At 71.9% G+C, this 22,498-nt stretch carries 18 protein-coding genes and 1 tRNA gene; 4 read left to right on the top strand and 15 right to left on the bottom strand.

Annotation, left to right across the window (positions count from 1 at the left end; translation table 11 throughout):
• Positions 1–30: 30 nt before the first annotated feature.
• Positions 31–1,431 carry a hypothetical protein gene (locus ACIGO6_RS00405; RefSeq protein ID WP_399869512.1) on the top strand — a complete coding sequence of 467 codons (1,401 nt, stop codon included), beginning with the start codon at positions 31–33 and terminating at the stop codon, positions 1,429–1,431.
• A gap of 149 nt (positions 1,432–1,580) precedes the next feature.
• Positions 1,581–1,802: a DUF397 domain-containing protein gene (locus ACIGO6_RS00400; RefSeq protein ID WP_399871536.1), complete on the top strand. Its 222-nt coding sequence runs from the start codon at positions 1,581–1,583 to the stop codon at positions 1,800–1,802.
• A gap of 40 nt (positions 1,803–1,842) precedes the next feature.
• Here the strand turns inward: ACIGO6_RS00400 and ACIGO6_RS00395 are convergent, their stop codons facing one another.
• From ACIGO6_RS00395 to ACIGO6_RS00385, 3 genes are all read right to left on the bottom strand, one after another.
• Positions 1,843–2,511, bottom strand: coding sequence for an IclR family transcriptional regulator (locus ACIGO6_RS00395; protein ID WP_399869510.1), 669 nt, complete (start codon positions 2,509–2,511; stop codon positions 1,843–1,845).
• Between the two features lie 302 nt (positions 2,512–2,813).
• Positions 2,814–4,610 (bottom strand): DEAD/DEAH box helicase, encoded by a 1,797-nt coding sequence (locus ACIGO6_RS00390; RefSeq protein WP_399869508.1) that lies wholly within the window; start codon positions 4,608–4,610, stop codon positions 2,814–2,816.
• Positions 4,611–4,764: 154 nt separating this feature from the next.
• Positions 4,765–6,219 carry an MFS transporter gene (locus ACIGO6_RS00385; protein ID WP_399869506.1) on the bottom strand — a complete coding sequence of 485 codons (1,455 nt, stop codon included), beginning with the start codon at positions 6,217–6,219 and terminating at the stop codon, positions 4,765–4,767.
• A 192-nt stretch (positions 6,220–6,411) separates the two neighbouring features.
• Here ACIGO6_RS00385 and ACIGO6_RS00380 point away from each other — a divergent pair.
• Positions 6,412–6,486, top strand: a tRNA-Cys gene (locus tag ACIGO6_RS00380).
• On the opposite strand, the gene ACIGO6_RS00375 is transcribed toward ACIGO6_RS00380, so the two are convergent.
• The 10 genes from ACIGO6_RS00375 to ACIGO6_RS00330 form a co-directional block, all read right to left on the bottom strand.
• Positions 6,455–7,006 (bottom strand): SUKH-4 family immunity protein, encoded by a 552-nt coding sequence (locus tag ACIGO6_RS00375; RefSeq protein ID WP_399869504.1) that lies wholly within the window; start codon positions 7,004–7,006, stop codon positions 6,455–6,457. The genes ACIGO6_RS00380 and ACIGO6_RS00375 overlap by 32 nt on opposite strands.
• A 168-nt stretch (positions 7,007–7,174) precedes the next feature.
• Complete coding sequence (locus ACIGO6_RS00370; protein WP_399869502.1) at positions 7,175–9,490, bottom strand: xanthine dehydrogenase family protein molybdopterin-binding subunit; 2,316 nt, start codon at positions 9,488–9,490, stop codon at positions 7,175–7,177.
• Positions 9,487–11,259 (bottom strand): 2Fe-2S iron-sulfur cluster-binding protein, encoded by a 1,773-nt coding sequence (locus tag ACIGO6_RS00365; RefSeq protein WP_399869500.1) that lies wholly within the window; start codon positions 11,257–11,259, stop codon positions 9,487–9,489. The genes ACIGO6_RS00370 and ACIGO6_RS00365 overlap by 4 nt, the downstream gene beginning before the upstream one ends.
• A complete protein-coding gene (locus ACIGO6_RS00360) occupies positions 11,256–12,149 on the bottom strand; it encodes an FAD binding domain-containing protein (RefSeq protein ID WP_399869498.1) in 894 nt (297 codons plus the stop codon). The genes ACIGO6_RS00365 and ACIGO6_RS00360 overlap by 4 nt, the downstream gene beginning before the upstream one ends.
• Before the next feature lie 287 nt (positions 12,150–12,436).
• The gene (locus ACIGO6_RS00355) at positions 12,437–14,059 is read right to left on the bottom strand and encodes a beta-N-acetylhexosaminidase (RefSeq protein ID WP_399869497.1); all 1,623 of its coding nucleotides are present in this window, start codon (positions 14,057–14,059) and stop codon (positions 12,437–12,439) included.
• 1 nt (position 14,060) lies between these two features.
• Positions 14,061–14,918 carry a carbohydrate ABC transporter permease gene (locus tag ACIGO6_RS00350; RefSeq protein WP_399869495.1) on the bottom strand — a complete coding sequence of 286 codons (858 nt, stop codon included), beginning with the start codon at positions 14,916–14,918 and terminating at the stop codon, positions 14,061–14,063.
• Positions 14,915–15,880: a carbohydrate ABC transporter permease gene (locus tag ACIGO6_RS00345; protein WP_399869493.1), complete on the bottom strand. Its 966-nt coding sequence runs from the start codon at positions 15,878–15,880 to the stop codon at positions 14,915–14,917. The genes ACIGO6_RS00350 and ACIGO6_RS00345 overlap by 4 nt, the downstream gene beginning before the upstream one ends.
• Complete coding sequence (locus ACIGO6_RS00340; RefSeq protein WP_399869491.1) at positions 15,877–17,175, bottom strand: extracellular solute-binding protein; 1,299 nt, start codon at positions 17,173–17,175, stop codon at positions 15,877–15,879. Before ACIGO6_RS00340 ends, ACIGO6_RS00345 begins: the two co-directional genes overlap by 4 nt.
• A gap of 189 nt (positions 17,176–17,364) precedes the next feature.
• The gene (locus ACIGO6_RS00335) at positions 17,365–17,649 is read right to left on the bottom strand and encodes a DUF3039 domain-containing protein (RefSeq protein WP_071528725.1); all 285 of its coding nucleotides are present in this window, start codon (positions 17,647–17,649) and stop codon (positions 17,365–17,367) included.
• Between the two features lie 30 nt (positions 17,650–17,679).
• On the bottom strand, positions 17,680–18,252 hold the full coding sequence (locus ACIGO6_RS00330; protein WP_399869488.1) for a YqgE/AlgH family protein: 573 nt from the start codon (positions 18,250–18,252) through the stop codon (positions 17,680–17,682).
• 235 nt (positions 18,253–18,487) lie between these two features.
• On the opposite strand from ACIGO6_RS00330, the gene murA reads away from it, so the two are divergent.
• A complete protein-coding gene (gene murA / locus ACIGO6_RS00325; protein ID WP_399869486.1) occupies positions 18,488–19,834 on the top strand; it encodes a UDP-N-acetylglucosamine 1-carboxyvinyltransferase in 1,347 nt (448 codons plus the stop codon).
• 194 nt (positions 19,835–20,028) lie between these two features.
• On the opposite strand, the gene ACIGO6_RS00320 is transcribed toward murA, so the two are convergent.
• Positions 20,029–20,310: an HU family DNA-binding protein gene (locus ACIGO6_RS00320; RefSeq protein WP_003990598.1), complete on the bottom strand. Its 282-nt coding sequence runs from the start codon at positions 20,308–20,310 to the stop codon at positions 20,029–20,031.
• Positions 20,311–20,686: 376 nt separating this feature from the next.
• Positions 20,687–22,102, bottom strand: a complete 1,416-nt coding sequence (locus tag ACIGO6_RS00315; protein WP_399869485.1) for an NAD-dependent malic enzyme — start codon at positions 22,100–22,102, stop codon at positions 20,687–20,689.
• Between the last annotated feature and the right edge of the window lie 396 nt (positions 22,103–22,498).

Genomic DNA, 22,498 nt, shown 5'->3' with positions numbered 1-22,498 from the left:
ACCGCCGGCCCGTTCCTCTCCCTGTCGGACATGCAGAGTCAGGCGGGCAACGCCGCGACGGTGGCCTTCCTGTCCGGTGCTGCACCCGTACAGCGCGCGCACCTTCCCGTGCAGCGCGTCGACAGCGGCAGGAAGCGGGGCCGGTCGGACCTGACGGAGGACGAGCTGCACGAGCTGGCGCTTGCAAGGGAAGCCAGGGCGCACGCGCGAGCCAGGGCACGCCGGGAGCGGGAGGACCATGAGGACCTGCCCTTCGGTCCGATGGACGATCCGTTCGGCGGGCACACTCTCAAGAAGGGCTACAGGGGCGACAAGGGTCCGCTCGCCGTGACGAACAAAGACCAGCACCCCGGCAGCGACAAATTTGGCGACAGGTACTGGGAAGATCGCCCTGGCAAGCCCGCAGGCTTTATGTCCCACCTGACCAACGACGATCTCGGGGTCGCTCTGGACGTCCTGGAGAACAACCCGCCGGACCAGGACGCCATTGACAGCATGGGCCCCACCCGGCGCCGCGCCAGCTCCACACTCTACGGCGCCTCGTACTCGGAGGATAAGCGCCGCGAGGGTTCGAACAAGGCGTTGCGTTCCGCGCTGAGGCGCCAAAAAAGCGGCAAAACCCTCCGTAAGGATTTCAAGGATGATTTCCCCATGGCCGGGTCTGTCAAGCACGATGGGCCCCGCTACGGCGCGCAGGCCTACCCCAAGGCACAGTCCGGCAAGGTGAAGCTCTCCACGGGGGCACGGGACACCCTGCTGGAGATGTCGGAGTCCTCCGACGACGACCGGGGACGGCCCCCCTTGCGCGAGCCGGAGATCGTGGACGTCAGACCGCCGCGCCGCTCGACGTCGGTCGGACCCCGCTCGTACTCGGGTCGCGAGGAGCCGGCAGACCACGGTTCACGGCGCTACCCGCCGCTGTCGAACCAGGGGTACTACCCACCGCCGTCCTCGCGCTCGGGGCAGATTCCGGGCGGGTCGTCGCAGCCGTTCATCGTGGACGCCGAGCCACCGCGTGAGCCGCGCCGTTCGTCGTCCCGGCACCGTCGGTCCCGCTCGTCGTCGCGCCCGCCGGAGCGGCAGTCGCTTCCGCTGCGTCCGGCGCCCGTGCCGTACCCGCCCTCGTACGGAGGCGGCCCACCGGCGCCCATGCCATACCCACCCTCGTACGGAGGCCGCCCACCGGCGCCCATGCCGTACCCACCCTCGTACGGAGGCCGCCCACCGGCGCCCATGCCGTACCCACCCTCGTACGGAGGCGGCCCGCCGGCACCCATGCCGTACCCACCCTCATACGGAGGCGGCCCACCGGCGCCCATGCCGTACCCGCCCTCGCACCGCGAGGTCGAGCCGCCGCGTTCGGAGACCGTGTACATGGTCGACGGCCTACGCTGCGTCCGCCGCAACGGCCAGTACATCCCGATCGAGTGAAGCGCTCCCTCAGCAGCGCGCCTGACACCGCATCACGCCCGTAGCCTGCCGGGCGGCCCCGCACGGGACCGCCCGGCACAGCCCCACCAGCGCGGCCACGACCGAGCGTGGGGTCCTCGTACGCACAGTCGGACGGTCCCATGCAGTTGCTGGAGACGCCCGAGACTCGGTGGTTCGGCTACAACGAGGGGCAGCGTGGCGGCCTGTTCCCGTACAGCAGCGGCGGAGACGGTGACTGCGTCGAGGTTGCCGCGTGCCCCACCACGGTCCCCGTGCGGGATTCCAAGGACAAGCGCGGCCCGCAGCTCGCCCTCTCCCCCGGAGCGTGGCACGACTTCGTCTCGTACGCCGCGACGCCCCGCACCGCTTGAACGAACTCGGTGCGGGGCCTCCAGGTTCACCCGCGGAGCGTCACCGCAGCGCCTCCGCCACCTCCCGGGCCGCGTCCATCACCCGCTCCCCCACCCGCTCCGGCACCACGTCGGACAGCATCACCACACCGACGCTGCCCTCCACCCCCGTCACCCCGAGCAGCGGCGCGGCCGCCCCGCAGGCGCCGGCTTCCAGCTCGCCGTGGGTCAGGGTGTAGCCGGGGTCGTCCGCGGCCCTGCCATGGGGCCGGCCCTGCTGCGGCAACTGGCGGGCGGACAGGATCGCCTTGCCCGCGGCGCCCCGCTCCAGCGGGTGCCGGAATCCGGCCCGATAGGCCACGTGATAGTCCGTCCAGGTCGGCTCGACGACGGCCACGGCCAGGGCTTCCGCCCCGTCCACCAGCGTCAGGTGGGCCGTCGCCCCGATGTCCTCGGCCAGGGACCGCAGCGCGGGCATCGCCGCCTCGCGCACCAGGGGGTGCACCTGGCGGCCCAGTCCCAGCACCCCGAGTCCGACCCGGGCGCGTCCGCCCAGGTCACGGCGTACGAGTGCGTGCTGCTCCAGCGTGGCGAGCAACCGGTAGACGACAGTCCGGTTGACGCCCAGTTTGTGGGACAGCTCGGTGACGGTCAGCCCGTGGTCCGTATCGGCCAGCAGCTTGAGGACCCGCAGTCCCCGGTCGAGCGTCTGAGAGGTCTCCGCGGTCACGACGCCCACTCCTTAGTGGTGAGGTCGGCGGCCCCCTCGCGGCGGATGCGTCACCGAGTCCCGTCAGTGACGCGCTTCAGAGGCCGCCGATCGGCTGACGGCCCGGCCTTGTGCCCGGGGCCAGTCGCTTCACGGCTGCGCTCCGCGGCGGCGCTGCCACGGGGCGTGTGCGTAGCGGGACAGTAGCGACCAGGTTCGCTCAGCGGAAGGCTCCGTCCAGAATCCGGGCGGTGAGCGGTAAGGGCTATCTGTGTTTGTCCGGATACGTACAGCGCTCGCGCGGTGACCTCACGCCCCGCCGGTCACTTCATCCGCGTCGCCCACTCCTGCACCTTGGCGATGCGCTGGCGCAGTTGTCCACCGGTGGCCTCGGCGCTCGGCGGGCCGCCGCAGACCCGGCGCAGCTCGGTGTGGATCACGCCGTGCGGCTTGCCGCTCTGGTGGACGTAGGCGCCGACCATGGTGTTGAGCTGCTTGCGCAGCTCCATCAGCTCCTTGTGGGAGACGACCGGGCGGCGCTCGGCGGGGAGTTCGAGCAGGTCTGCCTCTTCGTCGGGCTTCTTGCGGCTGTGCGCGATCTGCCGGGCCTGCCGCTTCTGGAGCAGCAGCTGCACCTGGTCGGGCTCCAGCAGCCCCGGGATGCCGAGGTAGTCCTGCTCCTCCTCGCTGCCCGGGTGGGCCTGCATGCCGAACTCGGCGCCGTTGTACATGACCCGGTCGAAGACGGCGTCGGACTCCAGCGCCTCGAAGGGCAGCATGTCCTGCTCGCCGGTGTCCTCGTCCTGCTCCCGGTTCGCCTCGTCCATCTCCTTCTCGGACTCGGCGTACGGGTCCTCCTCGCCCTCCTTCTTGGGCTTGTCGAGGACGTGGTCGCGCTCGCGCTCCATCTCGTTGGCGAAGGTGAGCAGGTCGGGCACGGTGGGGAGGAAGACGGAGGCGGTCTCGCCCCGGCGCCGGGACCGTACGAAGCGGCCGACGGCCTGCGCGAAGAAGAGGGGGGTGGAGATGGTGGTCGCGTAGACGCCGACCGCGAGGCGGGGGACGTCGACGCCCTCGGACACCATGCGGACGGCGACCATCCACCGGTCGGTGCCTTGACTGAACGTGTCGATGTTCTTGGAGGCGCCGGTGTCGTCGGAGAGCACGACGGTGGCCTTGCTGCCGGTGATCTCGCGGATCAGCTTGGCGTAGGCGCGGGCGGAGTCCTGGTCGGCGGCGATGACGAGGGCGCCGGCGTCCGGGATGGCCTTGCGGACCTCGGTGAGCCGCTGGTCGGCGGCGCGCAGCACGGCCGGCATCCACTCGCCGCGCGGGTCGAGCGCGGTGCGCCAGGCCTGGCTGACGGCGTCCTTGGTCATGGGCTCGCCGAGCCGGGCCGCGATCTCGTCGCCCGCCTTCGTCCGCCAGCGCATGTTGCCGCTGTAGCTCATGAAGATGACGGGGCGGACGACGCCGTCGGCGAGCGCGGAGCCGTATCCGTACGTGTAGTCGGCGGCGGAGCGGCGGATGCCGTCGTTGCCCTCCTCGTACGTGACGAAGGGGATCGGGTTGGTGTCCGAGCGGAACGGCGTGCCGGTGAGCGCGAGGCGCCGCGTGGCCGGCTCGAAGGCCTCCAGGCAGGCCTCGCCCCAGGACTTGGAGTCACCGGCGTGGTGGATCTCGTCGAGGATGACGAGGGTCTTGCGCTGCTCGACGCGGTTGCGGTGCAGCATGGGGCGCACGCCGACACCGGCGTAGGTGATGGCGATGCCCTGGTACTCGCGGCTGAGCGGCCCGGCGCTGTACTCGGGGTCCAGCTTGATCCCTATCCGGGCCGCGGCCTCGGCCCACTGCTTCTTCAGGTGCTCGGTCGGCGCGACGACGGTCACCTGCTGGACGACGTGGTGGTGCAGCAACCAGGACGCCAGCGTCAGCGCGAAGGTGGTCTTTCCGGCGCCGGGGGTGGCGACCGCGAGGAAGTCCCGGGGCTGCTCCTGGAGGTACTTCTCCATGGCCCCCTGCTGCCAGGCCCGCAGCTTGCTGGCGGTGCCCCAGGGGGCGCGGCCGGGGAAGGCCGGGGAGAGATGGTGCGAGGTGCTGGAGCTGGCGGTGGTAGTCACGGTCTCCGAAGGGGGTAGAACGGCTCGGCCACGTATGACAACCGGGCCACCCTACCGGCGGGCCGGCACGATCAGCGCGCGCACGGGGGCGGGTCACCCCCGGGTGGGACGGACGTCACAGCCGCCCCGCCCGTCGCCCCGGCCGCCTCCCGGCTCACCGCTCCCGCACCCGCGTCGCCACCCACGCGCCCACCAGCGCCACCCCCGCCATCGGCAGGAACACCGCCGCGAAGGCGGCCGGGTGGGAACCGGTGGCTTCCGTGGCCGCGTGGCTGACCGTGCCGCCGCCGAGGGCGGCGAAGGCGGCTCCGCCGATCGACAGCAGGATGACATTGGAGAGGCCGTCGGAGATCTGGAGGGCGGCGGAGTTGGTGCCGGCCTCCGCGGGGGCGGAGAGCTTGAGCAGGAGGACGCTGGTGGAGGAGATCACCAGGCCCATGCCGAAGCAGCCGAAGCCCCAGGCGACGGCCACCGTCCAGGCGGGGACGGCGTCGATCAGCACGCTGGGTGCCGTGGCGATGGCCGCCGCCACCAGGGCCATCCCGAGGGTCATCAGGCGCTCGCGGTGGGGTTCCAGGCGCGGCCGGGACTGGATCCAGGAGCCCGCCGCCCAGGTCGCGCCGCCCGCCGCCAGCGAGAGACCGGCCAGCGTGGGGCTCAGCCCCCGCTGCGTGACCAGCATCAGCGGGACGAAGGACTCGGCGGCGATGAAGGACCCGGCGGCGACGCCGCGCAGCAGGACCACGGAGGGCAGGCCGCGCACCGCCCGGTAGGTGCCGCGCGGCAGCAGCCCGAGGACGGCCGGGACGAGCAGCGCCACGCCCACCGCGCCGGGCAGCAGGGAGGGCCAGCGCAGGTCCTGCGCGGCGTACTGGAGCAGTCCGGCGCCGAGCGAGATGGCGAGGGCGAGACGGATGCGGCGGCGGTCGAAGGAGCCCGGGGCGTCCGCACCGCCGCCCACGGGGCCGGAGGCGCGGCTGCGTATCTGCGGCAGCGCGAGCGCCAGCGGGAGGACGACCAGCACCGGGATGCCGACGAACACCCAGCGCCAGCCCAGGTGCTCGGTCACCGCGCCGGACGCGAGCGGCCCGACGATCGACGGGACGACCCAGCCCGCCGCGAACGCCGCCATGATCGCGGGCCGCAGCCGCTCCGGATAGGCCCGCCCCACGACGACGTACAGCGCGACGATCACCAGTCCGCCGCCGAGCCCTTGCACGGCCCGCCCGAGGATGAACAGCCACATCGCACCGGCCGTCCCGGACAGCACCAGCCCGGCCGCGAAGGCGGAGATACCGGTGGTCAGCGGCGCCAGCGGGCCCCGCCGGTCCGACCACTGCCCCGAGAGCACCATCCCGAACAGGCTCGTCGTGAAGTACCCCGAGAACGCGAACGCGTACAGCGACACCCCGTCCAGCTCCCGCGCCGCCACCGGCATCGCGGTCCCGACCGCCGTCGCCTCGAAGGCGATCAGTACGACGACGGAGACGATGCCGATGCTCAGCGCACGGTAGGTGCGGCTCAGCACGGTGTCGTCGGGAGGGGTGGGACCTGCGGCGGTCACGTCGGGGACGGCGACTTCGGTGTCGCGGGGCTCAGGGACGGTCATGCTCGCCAGCGTAAGGGCCGAAGCCCGCGTTGACCCCTGTCGGGAGGCGGGACGGAACCGGGACCTTGGTCGTACGACCGCCGCCCCCGCGCCCGTTCATGAACGGCGCATGGCAGTCGTGTTGCGGCCTCCCCGGATTCCTTGAGCCCCTCTCCCGCCCGCTCTACCGTCGAGTCACCGAGTCACAGACCCGGCCGTGTGCCCGAGTGGCCCAGGGGCTCGCCTGCAAAGCGAGTTACACGGGTTCGAATCCCGTCACGGCCTCCAGCGCGGCTGCGCGACGCAGCAGCCACAGTGTGAAGACGAGCGTCGAGACGTCCGGGGTGAGCGGGCGCAGGCTCGCACCGGACGGGTGCCAGGTCAGGACCGTGCCGGTCGGGCCGTCCACGACCACGTCGCTGCCGTCGGGCAGCCGGCCCAGCCGGACGAGGTGGCCGGCCGCCTCGCCGAGGACCCCGTCGCCGTAGTACTCCGCCAGGGTCGGCAGCGGTATCCCGTCGTCGTCCGTGCGGAGCGGGAACGCGTTCTCCGGCAGGCCCGTCTCGCTCAGGAAGCGGCGGGTGGGCTCGTGGGTGAGGGCCGGCGGGAAGTCGATGTCCTCGTAGCGGGCCACTCGGCCCCGGCCGAACTCGCCGACCAGCAGGCGGTAGGACAGGTCCAGGGCGAGACCGGACACCGTACGGCGGCCCGCGGACATGAACAGGCAGCCGATCAGCGCCGCCGACGTCCAGAACGGCGGCACCCGCACCGGTGTTCGCGTCGCCGCGTCCGTCGTGACTCCGTGCATCGTCTCCCCCGGGTGTGCGTGCGCGCGCTCCGTACGGGGGCGCCGGCCGTCCCCCACTGCTTCGCAGCCTAGGGGGCACCACTGACAATGCCCCGGCCCACCGGCCGCGTCCGTCCCTTGTACAGACGCGCCGCGCACCCCGCCCGTTGCCTCACGCGCGCGGGCGGCTCAGTTGCCGGTCGCCACCGCGGCCTGCGGGCGGATCGGGAGGCGGTTCACCGGGCGTCCCGTGGCCGCGCGTACGGCCGAGGCGACGGCCGCCGGGGAGGCCACCACCGGCACCGCGCTGACCGCCTTCGCGCCGAAGGGGGCGACCACGTCGCGTTCCTCGACGAGCTTGACGATCCGGATGTCGGGGGCGTCGAGGGCCGTCGGGAGGGCGTAGCCGGTCAGGTCCGGGTGGCGGACCAGGCCGCGCGGGGTGCGGAGGTTCTCCGTCAGCGCGATGCCCACGCCCTGGGTGACGCCCGCCTCGATCCGGGCGGCGAGCTGCGCCGGGTTCAGTACGCGGCCCACGTCCTGGGCGACGGCCAGCTCCACGACCCGTACCGAGCCGATCTCGATGTCGACGTCCACCACCGCGCGGATCGCGCAGAAGGCCATGCCGACGAACGCGTCGCCCTGCCCCGCCTCGTCCAGCGGCTCGGTCGGGTGCGGACGGCACTGGGCGGTGGCCCACAGTTCCTTGCCGTCCAGGGCCTCGGTGACCGTGGTCGACAGCACGCCGTCGTACGAGGTGATCTTGCCGTCGGCGATCTGGAGCAGCTCGGTCGACATCCCGAACTGGTGCGCCAAGGGCTGGAGGAGCTGGGTGCGGACCATCTTGGCGGCCCGTTCCACCGCGCCGCCCGACACCCAGGTGTGGCGGCCCCGGCAGCCCGCGCCGGCCGGCGGCTGGTCGGTGTCGACGGGCGCCACGTGGACCTCGTCGACGCCGAGCGTCTCCTGCACGATCTGCCGGGCGAGGGTGGTGAAGCCCTGGCCGGTCTCGACGGCCGCGCACAGCACCGTCGCCACGCCGTCCTGGACCTTCACGGTGGCCGTGGAGACCTCGTCCGCGCCCTCGGCGCCGAGCATGTGCACCATGCCGATGCCGTAGCCGACGCCCCGGCGCACCGCGCCCGGTTCGCCCGCGCCCTCGGGGCCGCCGGGCAGCAGCCACTCGTCCTCGGGCGTGTCCTTGGGCAGCGTGGGCAGCGGGAAGTCGCGCACCGCCTCGAGGAGTTCGGCGACCGGTGCCGGGCACGTGACCGTCTGGCCGGTGGGGAGCACGTCGCCGGTGGCCATCACGTTGCGCAGCCGCACCTCGGCCGGGTCCAGGCCGAGCTTCTTGGCGACCTTGTCCATCTGCGCCTCGTACGCGGCGCACACCTGCATGGCGCCCTCGCCGCGCACATGGCCGGAGGGCGGGTTGTTGGTGCGCACGGCCCAGCCCTCGATGAAGGCGTTGGGGACGACGTACGGGCCGCAGGCGAACGCCACCGCGGCGGCCAGGGCCTCGGAGGAGGTGTCGGCGTAGGCGCCCGCGTCGAGCAGGATCTGCGCCTCGACCTTCACCACCCGGCCCTCGGTGTCCGCGTGGTGGCGGTAGCGCAGCAGGGTGGGGTGGCGGTGGACGTGGCCGAGGAAGGACTCCTCGCGCGTGGCGGTCAGTTTCACCGGGCAGCCGGTCTTCAGCGCCAGCAGGCCGAGTGGCAGCTGGAAGCCCTGGTCCTCGCGGTCGGCGGTGGCGCCGGGCACCCCGGTGACGACGATCTTCACCTGTTCGGGTGGCAGGCCGTAGCAGGACGCGGCCGTGTCGCGGTCGCCGTGCGGGTCGGTGGAGGCCAGGTACAGCTCCACGCCGCCGTCCGGACGCGGTACGGCCAGGCCCGCCTCGGCCCCTATGGGCGCCGGGTCCTGGCGGCCGATGCGGTACAGGCCCTCGACGACGACCTCGCCGACCGCCTCCGGGTCGCCGTGCCGCAGCGGGATGTGCCGGATCAGGTTGCCGTCGGGGTGCAGCGGCTCGGCCTCGAAGGCCTGCTCGGGGTCGGTCACCGGGTCGAGCACCTCGTACTCGACGATGACGGCGGCGGCGGCCATCCGCGCGGTGTCCGGATGGTCGGCGGCGACGGCGGCGATGGGCTCGCCGTGGTGGCGTACGACCTCGGAGGCGAAGACGGGACGGTCGGCCCGGCCGCGTCCGTGCAGGGGCGCGCCGGGTACGTCCTCGTGGGTGACGACCGCGTGGACGCCGGGCATCCCACGCGCGTGGGTGGTGTCGATGGACACGATGCGCGCGTGCGGGTGCGGTGAGCGCAGGACGGCCGCCCACAGCAGGCCCTCGGCCCACAGGTCGGCGGCGTACGGGAAGGTGCCCTCCGTCTTGGCGCGGGCGTCGGCGGGCGGCAGGGACGCGCCGAGGCCGTGCGGGACCGGCTCGGGAACCGGGGGCGCCTCGACGGTGCCCGCGGCCTCCGCAGTCGCGGCGTCGTTGCTCACGCGTGGCCTCCGTCCTGGCCGTGGGGCTGGTCGCCGTGTGGCTGGTCACCATAGGGCCGGTCGGGCGGCCCCGGGGACTCGAAGGGGGTCTCGAACGCCGACGGGTTGACGCCGCCCGCGCCCGGGCCCGCCTGGTGCGGGATACGGAGCTCGTCGGCGTCCGCCTCGGGCGTGTCGGTGGCGGCGTGCGCCTCGCGCTCGGCGACGACCTCCTGGACCGCCTCCAGGACGCCCCGGTAGCCGGAGCAGCGGCAGAGGTTGCCGCACAGGGCCTGCCGCGCCTCCAGCTCGGTCGGCGCCGGGTTGCCCTCCAGCAGGTTGTGCACGGTCATCGCCATGCCGGGGACGCAGAAGCCGCACTGGACCGCGCCGCGCCGGGCGAGCGCCCGCTGCACGTCCGACGGCTGCCCGTCGGCGGCCAGGCCCTCGACCGTACGCACCTCGCTGCCGGCACTGGTCACGGCCGGGACCAGGCAGGAGGCAACCAGGCGTCCGTCGACCTGCACGTTGCAGGCGCCGCACTCGCCCTGCGAGCAGCCGTCCTTGGCGCCCGCGAGGCCGAGCCGTTCGCGCAGCACGTAGAGCAGCGACTCGCCGATCCAGGCGTCGGTGACGGGCCGGTCGGTGCCGTTGACGCGCAGCACGTACGAGGCGAGGGGGTGCTCCTCGTGGGGGCCGGCGGGGGGTTGCTCCTGCGCGTCGGCGGCCGGGGCGGCGGCGTCGGTCTCGGGGGCTGTCCCGGGGGCCGCCTCGGGAACTGCTTCGAGGTCGGTCCGGGGCTCGGCGTCCGGCTCCGGGTCCTGCGGTCCGGGCTCCTCCTCGACGACCGGTGCGGGGCCCGCCAGGGGCTCCTCCGGGGCCTGGGGGGCGGCTTCCGCCTCCACGTCCTCGGCGGCGTCCGCCGGAGCCTCTGCGGGGCCCTCAGGGGCCTCCTCGGCCCCCTGGAGCTCGCCGGTCACCGCGCCCTCGGCCGTCGGCGCGGCGGACCCGGCCTCCACGGCGGGTTCGGCGGGTTCCGCGGGCGCCTCCGGGTACGGACCGGCGTCCGGTACGGCATTCGGTCCGACGCCCGGGACGGACTCCGCCTCGCGGTCGCCCCACGGCTGTCCGGCCGACTGGGTCGCCCAGGGGGCGGGGGCGCCGCCCGGCAGGGTGGCCGGTGCGGTACCGCCCCACTGCTCGGCCAGCGACGACGTGGTGAACTCGCCCGACTCGTCGGGCAGATCACCGTCGGCGACGGGGATGGACCACTGCCCGGTGACGTCCTGGCCGGGCGCGCGGCCCGCGTCCTCCGCGCCTGCGGCTGCCTCGGAGAAGTCCCACTGTCCAGTGGCGCCGGGCCGGTAGGTGAACCGGTCGTCCTGCGCGGGATCGCCCTGGCCGGCGTGCGCGTCGTACGGCGCCGCCCCGCCGAAGGTGTCCTGCTGCGGGTACGCGGCGTACCCCTGGTGGGCGGCCTGCTCCTGGCCCGTCTCCGGAACGTGCCACTGGGTTCCGTCGACGGGTGCGGACGGCATCGCCCAGGTGCCGGTGGCCGCCGGGTCGGTGCCGGTGGCGGGCGCGACGGTGATCTGCGGCGGCACGTAGCCGTGTCCGGGCGCGGCGAGCGGGCTGTCCGCGGAGGCGAACAGCGCGTCCACTCCGCCCTCGGGCAGCTTGACGAAGGCGGTGGCGCCGTCGTCGTAGTCGCCCTGGGGCAACGGGTCCCAGCGGCCGCCGCTCGGGGGCGTGCCCTCTCCTTGCTGGTCGCCGTGCTGGTCGTCGGTCACGACAGCGCCCTCCCCAGTGCTCGTCGGGCCAGCGCGGCGACGGTGCGCCGCAGGTGCAGTACGGCCGGCGGGAGTTGCGGTACGGAACCGTCCTCGGCCGGGGCCTCCTCGGGGATGCAGGCGGCGGCGACGTACTCGCCGAAGGCGTGCAGGGCCTCCGGGACGATCGCGCGGCCGTTGTCCCAGTCGATGAGCCGGGCGACCCACTCCTCGGCCTCCAGGGGCCGCAGCGGCATCGGCGCGATGGCACCGACGGCGCACCGCACACCGCGCCGGGCGGGGTCGAGGACCAGCGCCACGGAGGCCGTCGCGCGGCCGGGGCCGGTCCGGCCGGTCGCTTTCAGGAAGACCTGGGGCGCGTGGAGCAGCGGCACGCGCACGTAGCCGATGAGCTCGCCCGCGCGGAGCATCTCCATGCCGGCCAGCAGGTGCGAGACCGGCACCTCCCGGCGGGCCCCGTCCGGGCCCGCGATGATCAGCGTCGCCTCCAGGGCGGCCAGCACCGGCAGCGCGTCCCCGGTGGGGGCGGCCGAGGCGATGTTGCCGCCCAGGGTGCCCGCGTTGCGGATCTGCGGCGGCCCGGCGGCACGCGCGGCGGCGGCGAGCGCCGGGATGAGGGCGGCGAAGTCGGGGCGGCCCATGCGGGCGTGTGTGAGTCCGGCGCCGAGCAGCGCGTGGCCGTCCTGGTACTGCCAGCCGCGGATCTCGCTGATCCGGCCGAGACCGACCAGCGCGGCCGGCCTGAGCTGCCCGGAGTTGACGGCGGCCATCAGGTCGGTGCCGCCCGCGACCGGCACGGCGGCGGGCATGGCGGCGAGTGCCGCCACCGCCTCGTCCAGTGTCGTGGGCAGCGTGACGGCCTGCCCCGCCTGCGGTGCGTGCGTGGTCAACCCGACTGCCCCTTCCCGCTGTCCCACCTGGTCCCGCCCGTGTGGCCGTACCGTACGGCCTGACAGGGCGGACGTGGCAACTCTGGCACATCTTCGCAGCACCCGAACGCGGGGGTCCGCTAGGAGGCATTCACCCACCTCACCGGTGACATGGGCCGTTTTCGCACGGGATATCCGATGACCGGTGGTAGGCGTGATGCACGCGAGTTGCCACGCTTCAGTGGCGTTTCGGGGCGTACTCCTTACTCGTTCGAAGGCGTTCCTTGCCCGGTACTTGTTCGGCGGCGTTACTTGTTCGGCGGCGGGCCGTCGATCGGCCGGCCGAGCACGCCGGGCCGTTGCTGCCAGGGCAGGGGGCCGCCGGGCGGGCGGTAGGCGACGCCCAGGGCGTCGAGCCGCCGGTAGTGGGCGGCCATCCGCCGCTCGAAACCGGCGAAGTCCCGCTCGGCCGGGGCGGGCAGGGCGCTCCAGGCGACCTCGGCGAAGGCGGCGAGCCTCGGGAACGTCTGGTAGTCCACGCGCGCCTGGTTCTCCATCACCTCGGTCCACACGTTCGCCTGGGTGCCGAGCACGTGTGCGGACTCCTCCGGCGTCAACTCCGCCGGAACCGGCTCGAACCGGTAGACGTCCTCCAGGGTGCGCACGAAGCCGATCGGCACGGGTTCGTCCTCGCCCCCGTGCTGCCGGTGGTCCAGGTACACCTGCTGCTCGGGGCACATGACGACGTCGTGTCCCGCGCGCGCGGCGGCGACCCCGCCCGCGTACCCGCGCCAGGAGGACACGGCCGCACCCTTGGCCAGTCCGCCCTCCAGGATCTCGTCCCAGCCGATGAGCCGGCGCCCGCGTGCGGCGAGCCAGGTGTCGAAGTGCTGGACGAACCAGGACTGGAGTTCGTCCTCGTCGGCGAGTGCGAGTTCCTTGATGCGCGCCTGCACGGTGGCCGAGCGCCGCCACTGCTCCTTGGGGCATTCGTCGCCGCCGATGTGGATGAACTCCGAGGGGAAAAGCCCGAGCAGTTCCTCGAACACGCCCTCGTAGAAGCGCAGGGTGTTGTCGGTCGGGGCGAGTACGTTCTCGGAGACGCCCCAGGTGTCCCAGACGGTGAGGGAGGCGGTGTCGACGACGTCGGTGTTGCCGAGTTCCGGATACGCGGCGATCGCGGCCTGCGAGTGTCCGGGTACGTCGATTTCGGGGACGACGGTGATGTGCCGCTCGGCGGCGTAGGCGACGATCTCCCGGATGTCGTCCTGGGTGTAGTAACCGCCGTGGGGTTTGTCCTCCCAGAGCGGCGAGGCACGGTGGCCGTATTTGGTGCGGGCCCGCCAGGAGCCTGTCTCGGTGAGCTTCGGATGCCGTTTGATCTCGACGCGCCAGCCCTGGTCGTCAGTCAGATGGAAGTGCAGGACGTTGAGTTTGTGGGCCGCCATCAGGTCCAGGTAGCGCAGGACGCCTTCCTTGGGCATGAAGTGCCGGGCGACGTCCAGCATCAGACCGCGCCAGCGGAAGCGGGGCGCGTCCTGCACCCGGCCGAGCGGCAGCCGCCACCGGGTACCGGGCAGCGGCGCGCGCCGGAAGGCCTCCGGCCCGAGCAGTTGCCGCAGCGTCTGAGCGCCCCAGAACAGACCGGCCGGACCGCCGCCCGCGAGGTGCACTCCGGTCGGGGTGACGTCGAGGCGGTAGCCCTCCGCGCCCAGTGCACCGTCGAGGGACAGACGGATGACGTCGTCGCCCCCCGCCCCGGGCGCGAGGGCGAGGCCGGTCGCCGCGCCCAGCGTGGCGCGCAGCCAGCGTTCGGTGCCCTCCGTGCCCGCGCCCGCCACCACCTTGGTGTCCGGGCCCAGCTCGAGGAAACCGTCCTCGTGGGCCGTCGCCCGCTGCGGCTGAGGAATCACATCGGTCACGTCCGTCATGTCAGTCCTTCACCGCTCCGCCGAGGCCGGAGACGAGTCGTCGTTGCACGAGTACGAAGAAGACCAGCACCGGAATCGTCATCACCGTGGACGCGGCCATCACGCCGCCCCAGTCGGGATCGTCCGGTTTGTAGAAGACCAGCAGCGCCATGGGCAGCGTCGACTGGGAAGTGTCGCTGATGATGAACGACTTGGCGAAGAGGAAGTCGTTCCAGGTCGAGATGAAGGAGAAGACGCTGGTGGCCACCAGCCCCGGGAAGACCAGCGGGAAAAGGATCTGCCACAGAAAGCGCGCCCGGCTCGCCCCGTCGATGTAGGCGGCCTCCTCCAGGGCCTCCGGCACGGCTTTCACAAAGCCCCGCAGCATCCAGATCGCGAACGGCAGCGAGAAGGCGATGTGGGGCAGGATCAGCGAGCCCAGCGTGTTCAGCTGGCCGAAGTCCCGCATGAGGAAGAACAGCGGGATCGTGAGCGCCTCCACGGGCACCATCTGGGCCACCAGGAACATGATCAGCAGGGTGGTCCGGAATCGGAACCGGAATCGCGTCACCGCGGTCGCCGCGAGGAACGCGATCAGCGCCGAGGCGATCACGACGGTGCCCGCCACGACCAGGCTGTTGACGAAATACCGGCCGAATTCCTGCTGCCCGAAGACCCGCCGGAACGAGTCCAGCGAGGGCGCCAGGGTCCAGGGTCGCGGCTCGGTCGACTCGATCTCCCCGGCCGGTTTGAAGGCGCTCAGCACCATCCAGTACAGCGGGAAGGCCACCACGACCGCGATCACCAGCGCCGAGGCCTCGGCCGCGAGCCGCCACGGACGGCGCACCCGCGCGCGCGGAAGACGCAGCGGAAGATTCACAGTTCCTCCCCCTGGCGGCGCAGCAGCCGCAGGTAGACCAGCGTCACGGCGAGCAGGATCAGCAGCATCACGACGCCGATCGCGGAGCCGAGGCTGTACTGCGAGGACGCAAACGCCTTCTGGTAGGCGTAGACGTTGAGGACGAGGTTCTGGCCGGCGATGCCGCCGCCGCCCGTCATGACGTAGATCTGGGTGAAGACCTTGAAGTCCCAGATGACCGACTGGATGGTGACGACGACCAGGATGGGCCGCAGCATGGGCGCCAGCACCGACCGCCAGATCCGCCACTGCGAGGCGCCGTCGAGCGCGGCGGCCTCCAGCACCTCGCCCGGCACGGCGCGGATACCGGCGTAGACGGTCACCATGACGAACGGGAAGGAGCACCAGACCACTTCGAGCAGGACGAGGGCGAACGCGCTGTACCGCCCGTACGTCCAGGAGTGGTCGCCGAGGCCCAGCATCCGGTTGACCGGCCCGAAGTCCGGGTCGAACAGCAGCAGCCAGACCGTCGACCCGGTGACCGCAGGGGTGGCCCAGGCACCGAGCGCGGCCAGCATCAACGCAAGCCGCGGCACGGCCCGCACCCGGGTGAGCAACACGGCGAGCGCACACCCGACGGCCAACGTGGACACGACACAGGCGGCAGCGAACACGACAGTGGCGAACAGCACCCGCCAGAACTCACTGTCCCCGAAGAGCTCGGCATAGTTCCCGAACCCCTGGAAGGTGGTCGGTTCGCCACCACTGACTTGCGCCTGCGTGTACTCCAGAAAGGAGATCAGCCCGAGCTGGTACACGGGGTAGACGAGCAGCCCACCGAGGACAACGAGAGCAGGCGCGAGATAGATCCAGGGGGTGCCGGCAACGCCCCGATAGGGGCGCGGGGAACTGCGCGACAAGCCACGACTCACCGTCACCCGCCCACGCACCGCACCCCCCGAGCTGGAAGGCGACACACTCATCCGGCGGAGCCAAACGCCTCGTCCATCTTCCGAGCCGCATCCCCAGCGGCAGCACTGACGCCCTTCTTGCCGCTCACCACCTCCTGGAACATCGTCGGCAGCACCAGCGACGAGTCGATCGTCGCCCACGCCGGCGAGGCCGGCACGAACTTCGTCCCCGCGGCGAGCGTGTCGACGAACGGCTTCACGAACGGCTCCTTCGCGGCGACCTGCTGCCGCACGTCCGTGAAGGTCGGCAGGAAGCCCATCGCGTCGAACAGCTCGCCCTGCGCCTCCTTCGACGCCAGCCGCTTCATCAGGTCGACGGCGAGCGTGCGGTGCGACGTGCTCTTCAGCACGCCGATGTTGTTGCCGCCCGCGAAGGCCGGTGCTGTCGAGCCGGGTTCCACGCCCGGCAGCGGCACGACCGCGTACTTGCCCTTCACCTGGCCGGCCTCCACGGCCTGGTGGCTGAAGTCGCCGCCGATCGCCATGGCCGCCTTGCCCGAGGCGAAGGCGGTGACGGTGTCGTTGCCGCCCATGCCCGCGCACTTGGCGGCGGGGCAGTTGTCGTCGCCGAAGAGGGACGTGTACGCCTTGATGCCCTTCTGCGCGGCGGCGCTGTCGATCGCCGAGGCGTACGAACCGCCCTTGCCGGTGGCGAGTTCGCCGCCGGCCGCCCAGATGAACGGCATGGCGCCGTAGGTGTAGGCGCCGCCGACGGCGATGCCGTAGAGGTCGGGCTTCGCGGCCCGGACCTGCTTCGCGGTGGCCGCCAGCTCGTCCATCGACTTGGGTGCCTTCAGGCCCAGTTCCTCGAAGACGTCGGTCCGGTAGTACAGGGCGCGGACGCCGACGAAGTAGGGCGCGCCGTAGACCTTGCCGTCCACGGTGACCGACTGCCGGGCGGTGGAGTCGGTGTCCTTGGCCTCGTCCCAGGCCCCGAAGTCCTGGGTGACGTCCTCGAGTCCGCCGTCCTTCACGTAGCCGGCGGTGTCGGTGTTGCCGTACTCGATGACGTCGGGGGCGCTCTTCGGGTCGTTGAAGGCGGCCTTGATGCGCTGGGCGCGGGTCTCGACGGGTATGTACTCGACGCTGACCTCCGTGCCCTCGTGCGCCTTCTCGAAGTCGGCGAGGACCGCGTCGACGACCCGTTCCTTCGGCTTGTTGTTGACCTCCTGGAAGAGCCAGACCCGCAGGGTGCCGCTCTTCTCGTCCTTGCCGGAGGAGGAGTTGTCGGACGTCTGGGGGGCACAGGCGGCGGTGGCGAGGGTGAGGACGGCCAGGGAGACGGCCAGTCGGGGGGAGAGCTTCATGGAGAGATCCTCCGGACGTGCGTTGCAACATATGCAATGACGGTTTCGCTCTGCACAACACCCAGGAGGTTATGGAGTACATGAACATGTCCACAAGAGGTCTCAACCACTTCGTGACAACACGAAGGCCCCCGGAGTGCGCGCGGGCACACTCCGGGGGCCTTCGGGAGGTCTGAGCGGGCGGGGCGGCTACTTCTTGCCGCCGTCCTTGCCCTCGTCCCCGCCGCCGCTCATGGACTCGTAGATCTCCTTGCACATGGGGCAGACCGGGTACTTCTTCGGGTCACGGCCCGGTACCCAGACCTTGCCGCACAGCGCCACGACGGGGGTGCCGTCGAGGGCGCTCGCCATGATCTTGTCCTTCTGGACGTAATGGGCGAAGCGCTCGTGGTCGCCGTCGCCGTGGGACACCTGTGGCGTCGGCTCTACGAGGGTCCCCGTACCAGTCCCGCGCTCGGGCTCGAGAGTGCTCATAACCGCCAAGGGTACTGAAGCTCACCCGCTTCAGTTGAGCGACGGGTCGTCCGGGTACGTCGCCACCATCGCCAGCTCGTTGCGCTGGCGGCGCAGGACCTCGCGCCACAGTCTCTCCGGGAACGGCGAGGACACGTCGCCGGGCTCCGACTCGACCACGTACCAGGCGCCCTCCGTCAGCTCGTCCTCCAGCTGGCCCGGGCCCCATCCGGCGTATCCGGCGAAGATCCGCAGGGCGCCCACCGCGGGGGCCAGCAGCTCCGGCGGCGCCTCCAGGTCCACCAGGCCGATCGCGCCGTGCACCCGGCGCCAGCCCAGCGGAGCCCGCTCACCGGCCGCCCCGCCGGGGACGACGGCGACGCCCAGGGCCGAGTCCAGCGACACGGGACCACCCTGGAAGACGACGCCGGGTTCGCCGGCCAGGTCCGCCCAGTCCTCCAGGATGTCGCCCACGTCGACCGGCGTGGGACGGTTGAGGACGACACCGAGGGAGCCCTCCTCGTCGTGGTCGAGAAGGAGCACCACCGCACGCTCGAAGTTCGGGTCCGCCAGGGCGGGCGTTGCCACGAGCAGCCGCCCTGTGAGCGAGGACACCTCGGTCATGCCAGACATGATCCCGCATGTTCCCCTCCCGTGGGGAGGCAATCGGGGGCACGAGGGTGAACACGCACCCCGCGCACGCCCCACCGCCGTGACCCCCCGTACGCGCCGGGGAACGCCTCGTGATGTGACGAATCCATGAGGTTGGCTCGATCGTGCACGGGCTTACGGAAGGGGGGTACAAGGCGACTACCCTTTCCCTCCTGGCCCCTGCCCAACCCCACGGAACGCGAGATTCATGACCGTCAACGGCGCTGATGACGTACTGCTTGTCCACGGCGGAACCCCGCTGGAGGGCGAGCTCCGGGTCCGCGGTGCGAAGAACCTCGTGCCGAAGGCCATGGTCGCGGCCCTGCTGGGCAGTGCTCCGAGCCGGCTGCGCAACGTGCCGGACATCCGCGACGTGCGCGTCGTACGCGGACTGCTGCAGCTGCACGGGGTGACGGTCCGTCCGGGCGAGGAGCCCGGCGAGCTGGTGCTCGACCCGACCCACGTGGAGAGCGCGAACGTCGCCGACATCGATGCCCACGCGGGCTCGTCGCGCATCCCCATCCTGTTCTGCGGTCCCCTGCTGCACCGCCTCGGGCACGCCTTCATCCCCGGCCTCGGCGGCTGCGACATCGGCGGCCGGCCGATCGACTTCCACTTCGACGTGCTGCGGCAGTTCGGCGCGAAGATCGAGAAGCGGGCGGACGGCCAGTACCTGGAGGCCCCGCAGCGGCTGCGCGGCACGAAGATCCGGCTGCCGTACCCGTCCGTCGGCGCGACCGAGCAGGTGCTGCTGACGGCCGTGCTCGCCGAGGGCGTCACGGAGCTGTCCAACGCGGCCGTGGAGCCGGAGATCGAGGACCTGATCTGCGTCCTGCAGAAAATGGGCGCGATCATCGCGATGGACACCGACCGCACCATCCGCATCACCGGCGTGGAGGAGCTCGGCGGCTACACCCACCGCGCCCTCTCGGACCGCCTGGAGGCCGCCTCCTGGGCGTCCGCGGCGCTGGCGACCGAGGGCAACGTCTACGTGCGCGGCGCCCAGCAGCGCTCGATGATGACGTTCCTGAACACCTTCCGGAAGGTGGGCGGCGCCTTCGAGATCGACGACGAGGGCATCCGCTTCTGGCACCCGGGCGGGCAGCTGAAGTCCATCGCCCTGGAGACGGACGTGCACCCCGGCTTCCAGACGGACTGGCAGCAGCCCCTGGTGGTCGCCCTGACGCAGGCCACGGGCCTGTCCATCGTCCACGAGACGGTCTACGAGTCCCGTCTCGGCTTCACCTCCGCGCTCAACCAGATGGGCGCCCACATACAGCTCTACCGCGAGTGCCTCGGCGGCTCGCACTGCCGCTTCGGCCAGCGCAACTTCCTGCACTCGGCCGTGGTCTCCGGCCCGACCAAGCTGGAGGGCGCCGACCTGGTCATCCCCGACCTGCGCGGCGGCTTCTCCTACCTCATCGCGGCCCTCGCCGCCCAGGGCACGTCCCGGGTCCACGGCATCGACCTGATCAACCGGGGCTACGAGAACTTCATGGAGAAGCTCGTGGAACTCGGCGCGAAGGTCGAACTGCCGGGCAAGGCGCTGGGCTAGCACCCCTCCACAGATACGCCGATGGGGCGGTCACCCGGACTCGGGTGACCGCCCCATCGGCGTGTGGAGAAGCGCCCCCCAAGGGGGCGCGGGGCTGTATCGACTTGCGGCTCCGCCGCGCGGGCGCGACCAGCCACAAGTGACCTGCAGGCCGCACGACGGCCCGCAGTCACCCGGCGCTCGAAGCGGAGCGCTTACTTGCCCTTGGCGGCTTCCTTGAGCTTGGAGCCCGCGGAGACCTTGACGCTGTAGCCGGCCGGGATCTGGATCGGCTCGCCGGTCTGCGGGTTGCGGGCGGTGCGAGCGGCACGGTGGGTGCGCTCGAAGGTCAGGAAGCCGGGGATGGTGACCTTCTCGTCGCCCTTGGAGACGATGTCGCCGACGACGTCGGCGAACGCGGCCAGCACGGCGTCGGCGTCCTTGCGGGTCACCTCGGCGCGGTCGGCCAGCGCGGCCACCAGCTCACTGCGGTTCATGTTGTTACTCCCGTGTTCTTCTTGCCGTTGAGGCGTGCCACGCGGCGGAGCCGCATGATGGGCACAGCGATGCCGATGCTGCCAGGGGCCTCGGACACTCCCCGGACCCGGGTCGGTCGTCAGACCCTCGCGCCCAGGGAGGCATCCTGCCTCCACCTGCGGCGGTAAAGCCAATCCGGCACCCCCAGGAGTCGTGAGAACACCCTTGGGAGTCACACGAAGGAGAGGGCCTGAGCCTTGCGCCACCCTAGAGGGCGATGCAAGGCCCGCCTTCCCGCGACGCGCCGGTACGGCGGCCCGCCGTGGCGATCCTCACAACCGCTCCACGGACCGCCACGGACGCCGTGTTCCGCCCCGGAGCCCGGGGCGGCCTGTCCTAGGACGCCGCCGCGGCGGACTTCGCCGCTTCCCGTACGGCGCCCGCGACGGCGCCGGCGACCTTGTCGTTGAAGACGCTGGGGATGATGTAGTTCGGGTTGATCTCGTCCTCGGTCACCACGTCCGCGAGGGCCTGCGCGGCGGCCAGCATCATCTCGGTGTTGACCGTGCGGGACTGCGCGTCCAGCAGACCGCGGAACACGCCCGGGAAGACCAGGACGTTGTTGATCTGGTTCGGGAAGTCGGAGCGGCCGGTGGCGACGACCGCCGCGGTCTCGCGGGCGACGGCCGGGTCCACCTCGGGGTCCGGGTTCGCGAGCGCGAACACGATCGCGCCGTCCGCCATGGCCGCCACGTCGTCCCCGTCCAGGACGTTGGGGGCCGAGACGCCGATGAAGACGTCCGCGCCGTGCACGGCCTCCTTGAGGGTGCCGGTGAGGCCCTCGGGGTTGGTGTTGTCGGCGATCCAGCGCAGCGCCGACTCGGGCGCGGCGTCGACCAGGTCGGCGCGGCCGGAGTGGACGACGCCGTGGATGTCGGCGACGACGGCGTTCTTCACGCCCGCGGCCAGCAGCAGCTTGAGGATGGCCGTACCGGCGGCGCCGGCCCCGGACATGACGACCCGTACGTTCTCGATCGGCTTGTCCACCACGCGCAGGGCGTTGGTCAGGGCGGCGAGGACGACGATGGCCGTGCCGTGCTGGTCGTCGTGGAAGACGGGGATGTCGAGGGCCTCGCGCAGCCGGGCCTCGATCTCGAAGCAGCGGGGCGCGGAGATGTCCTCGAGGTTGATGCCGGCGAAGCCCGGGGCGATGGCCTTGACGATCTCGACGATCGCGTCGGTGTCCTGGGTGTCCAGGCAGATCGGCCAGGCATCGATGCCGGCGAACCGCTTGAACAGGGCCGCCTTGCCCTCCATCACCGGCAGCGCGGCCTTCGGGCCGATGTTGCCGAGGCCCAGCACCGCGGAGCCGTCCGTCACGACCGCAACGGAATTGCGCTTGATGGTCAGGCGGCGGGCGTCCTCGGGGTTCTCGGCGATCGCCATGCAGACGCGGGCCACGCCGGGCGTGTAGACCATGGACAGGTCGTCACGGTTGCGGATGGGGTGCTTCGACGCCATCTCGATCTTGCCACCGAGGTGCATGAGGAAGGTTCGGTCGGAGACCTTGCCCAGGCTCACGCCCTCGATGCCGCGCAGCTTCTCGACGATCTCGTCGGCGTGCGAGGTCGAGCCGGCCGCGATGGTGACGTCGATCCGGAGCTTGTCGTGGCCGGAAGCCGTGACGTCGAGGCCCGTGACGGAGCCTCCGGCGGACTCCACCGCGGTGGTGAGCTGCGAGACGGCGGTTCCGCCCGCGGGCACCTCCAGTCGGACCGTCATCGAGTAGGAGACGCTGGGCGCCGTTGCCATGGCCGACTTCCTCTGCTTTCACCGTGTAGCTGTGTTGTGCCGTCCGATCGTCGCACCTACCACCGAGTACGTGGTAGCCGCCCCGGATTGCGAACCTTTTGTTCGCGTGCCGTCCAACCGAAGGAATGGCATTTTCGGAAAACGACTTCCACCATACGAGAAGTAGCGCGCCGACGGAAGGGGCGCGCCGGCCCGGAAACGAACCCCGGGTACGGGAATTGTCTTGCGGGAATCGTTTGTTACCGTGGACGTGGCACCGGCTCGATCCAAGCCCCCGGGCCCAACCATCGTCGCTACGAGCGACCACTTGCCGCGAGGCGAGCATGGCGGGTCGGTGCCACCTAAACGCATACGAGAGGCCCGCGCCGTCCCACGGCGCGGGCCTCTCGCACATGC

The sequence above is a fragment of the Streptomyces sp. NPDC053750 genome (genome assembly GCF_044544295.1).
GTDB lineage: Bacteria > Actinomycetota > Actinomycetes > Streptomycetales > Streptomycetaceae > Streptomyces.
Note: the sequence above shows the minus strand (reverse complement) of the source record. Positions and strands in the feature narration are given on the sequence as shown.

Excerpts from the sequence above, each read along its gene's own strand:
- ACIGO6_RS00405 (WP_399869512.1), top strand. The coding sequence starts at position 31 with ATGCAGAGTCAGGCGGGCAACGCCGCGACGGTGGCCTTCCTGTCCGGT.
- ACIGO6_RS00385 (WP_399869506.1), bottom strand. The coding sequence starts at position 6,219 with ATGACCGTCCCTGAGCCCCGCGACACCGAAGTCGCCGTCCCCGACGTG.
- ACIGO6_RS00375 (WP_399869504.1), bottom strand. The coding sequence starts at position 7,006 with ATGCACGGAGTCACGACGGACGCGGCGACGCGAACACCGGTGCGGGTG.
- ACIGO6_RS00355 (WP_399869497.1), bottom strand. The coding sequence starts at position 14,059 with ATGACGGACGTGACCGATGTGATTCCTCAGCCGCAGCGGGCGACGGCC.
- ACIGO6_RS00345 (WP_399869493.1), bottom strand. The coding sequence starts at position 15,880 with ATGAGTGTGTCGCCTTCCAGCTCGGGGGGTGCGGTGCGTGGGCGGGTG.
- ACIGO6_RS00340 (WP_399869491.1), bottom strand. The coding sequence starts at position 17,175 with ATGAAGCTCTCCCCCCGACTGGCCGTCTCCCTGGCCGTCCTCACCCTC.
- ACIGO6_RS00335 (WP_071528725.1), bottom strand. The coding sequence starts at position 17,649 with ATGAGCACTCTCGAGCCCGAGCGCGGGACTGGTACGGGGACCCTCGTA.
- ACIGO6_RS00330 (WP_399869488.1), bottom strand. The coding sequence starts at position 18,252 with ATGACCGAGGTGTCCTCGCTCACAGGGCGGCTGCTCGTGGCAACGCCC.
- murA (WP_399869486.1), top strand. The coding sequence starts at position 18,488 with ATGACCGTCAACGGCGCTGATGACGTACTGCTTGTCCACGGCGGAACC.
- ACIGO6_RS00320 (WP_003990598.1), bottom strand. The coding sequence starts at position 20,310 with ATGAACCGCAGTGAGCTGGTGGCCGCGCTGGCCGACCGCGCCGAGGTG.
- ACIGO6_RS00315 (WP_399869485.1), bottom strand. The coding sequence starts at position 22,102 with ATGGCAACGGCGCCCAGCGTCTCCTACTCGATGACGGTCCGACTGGAG.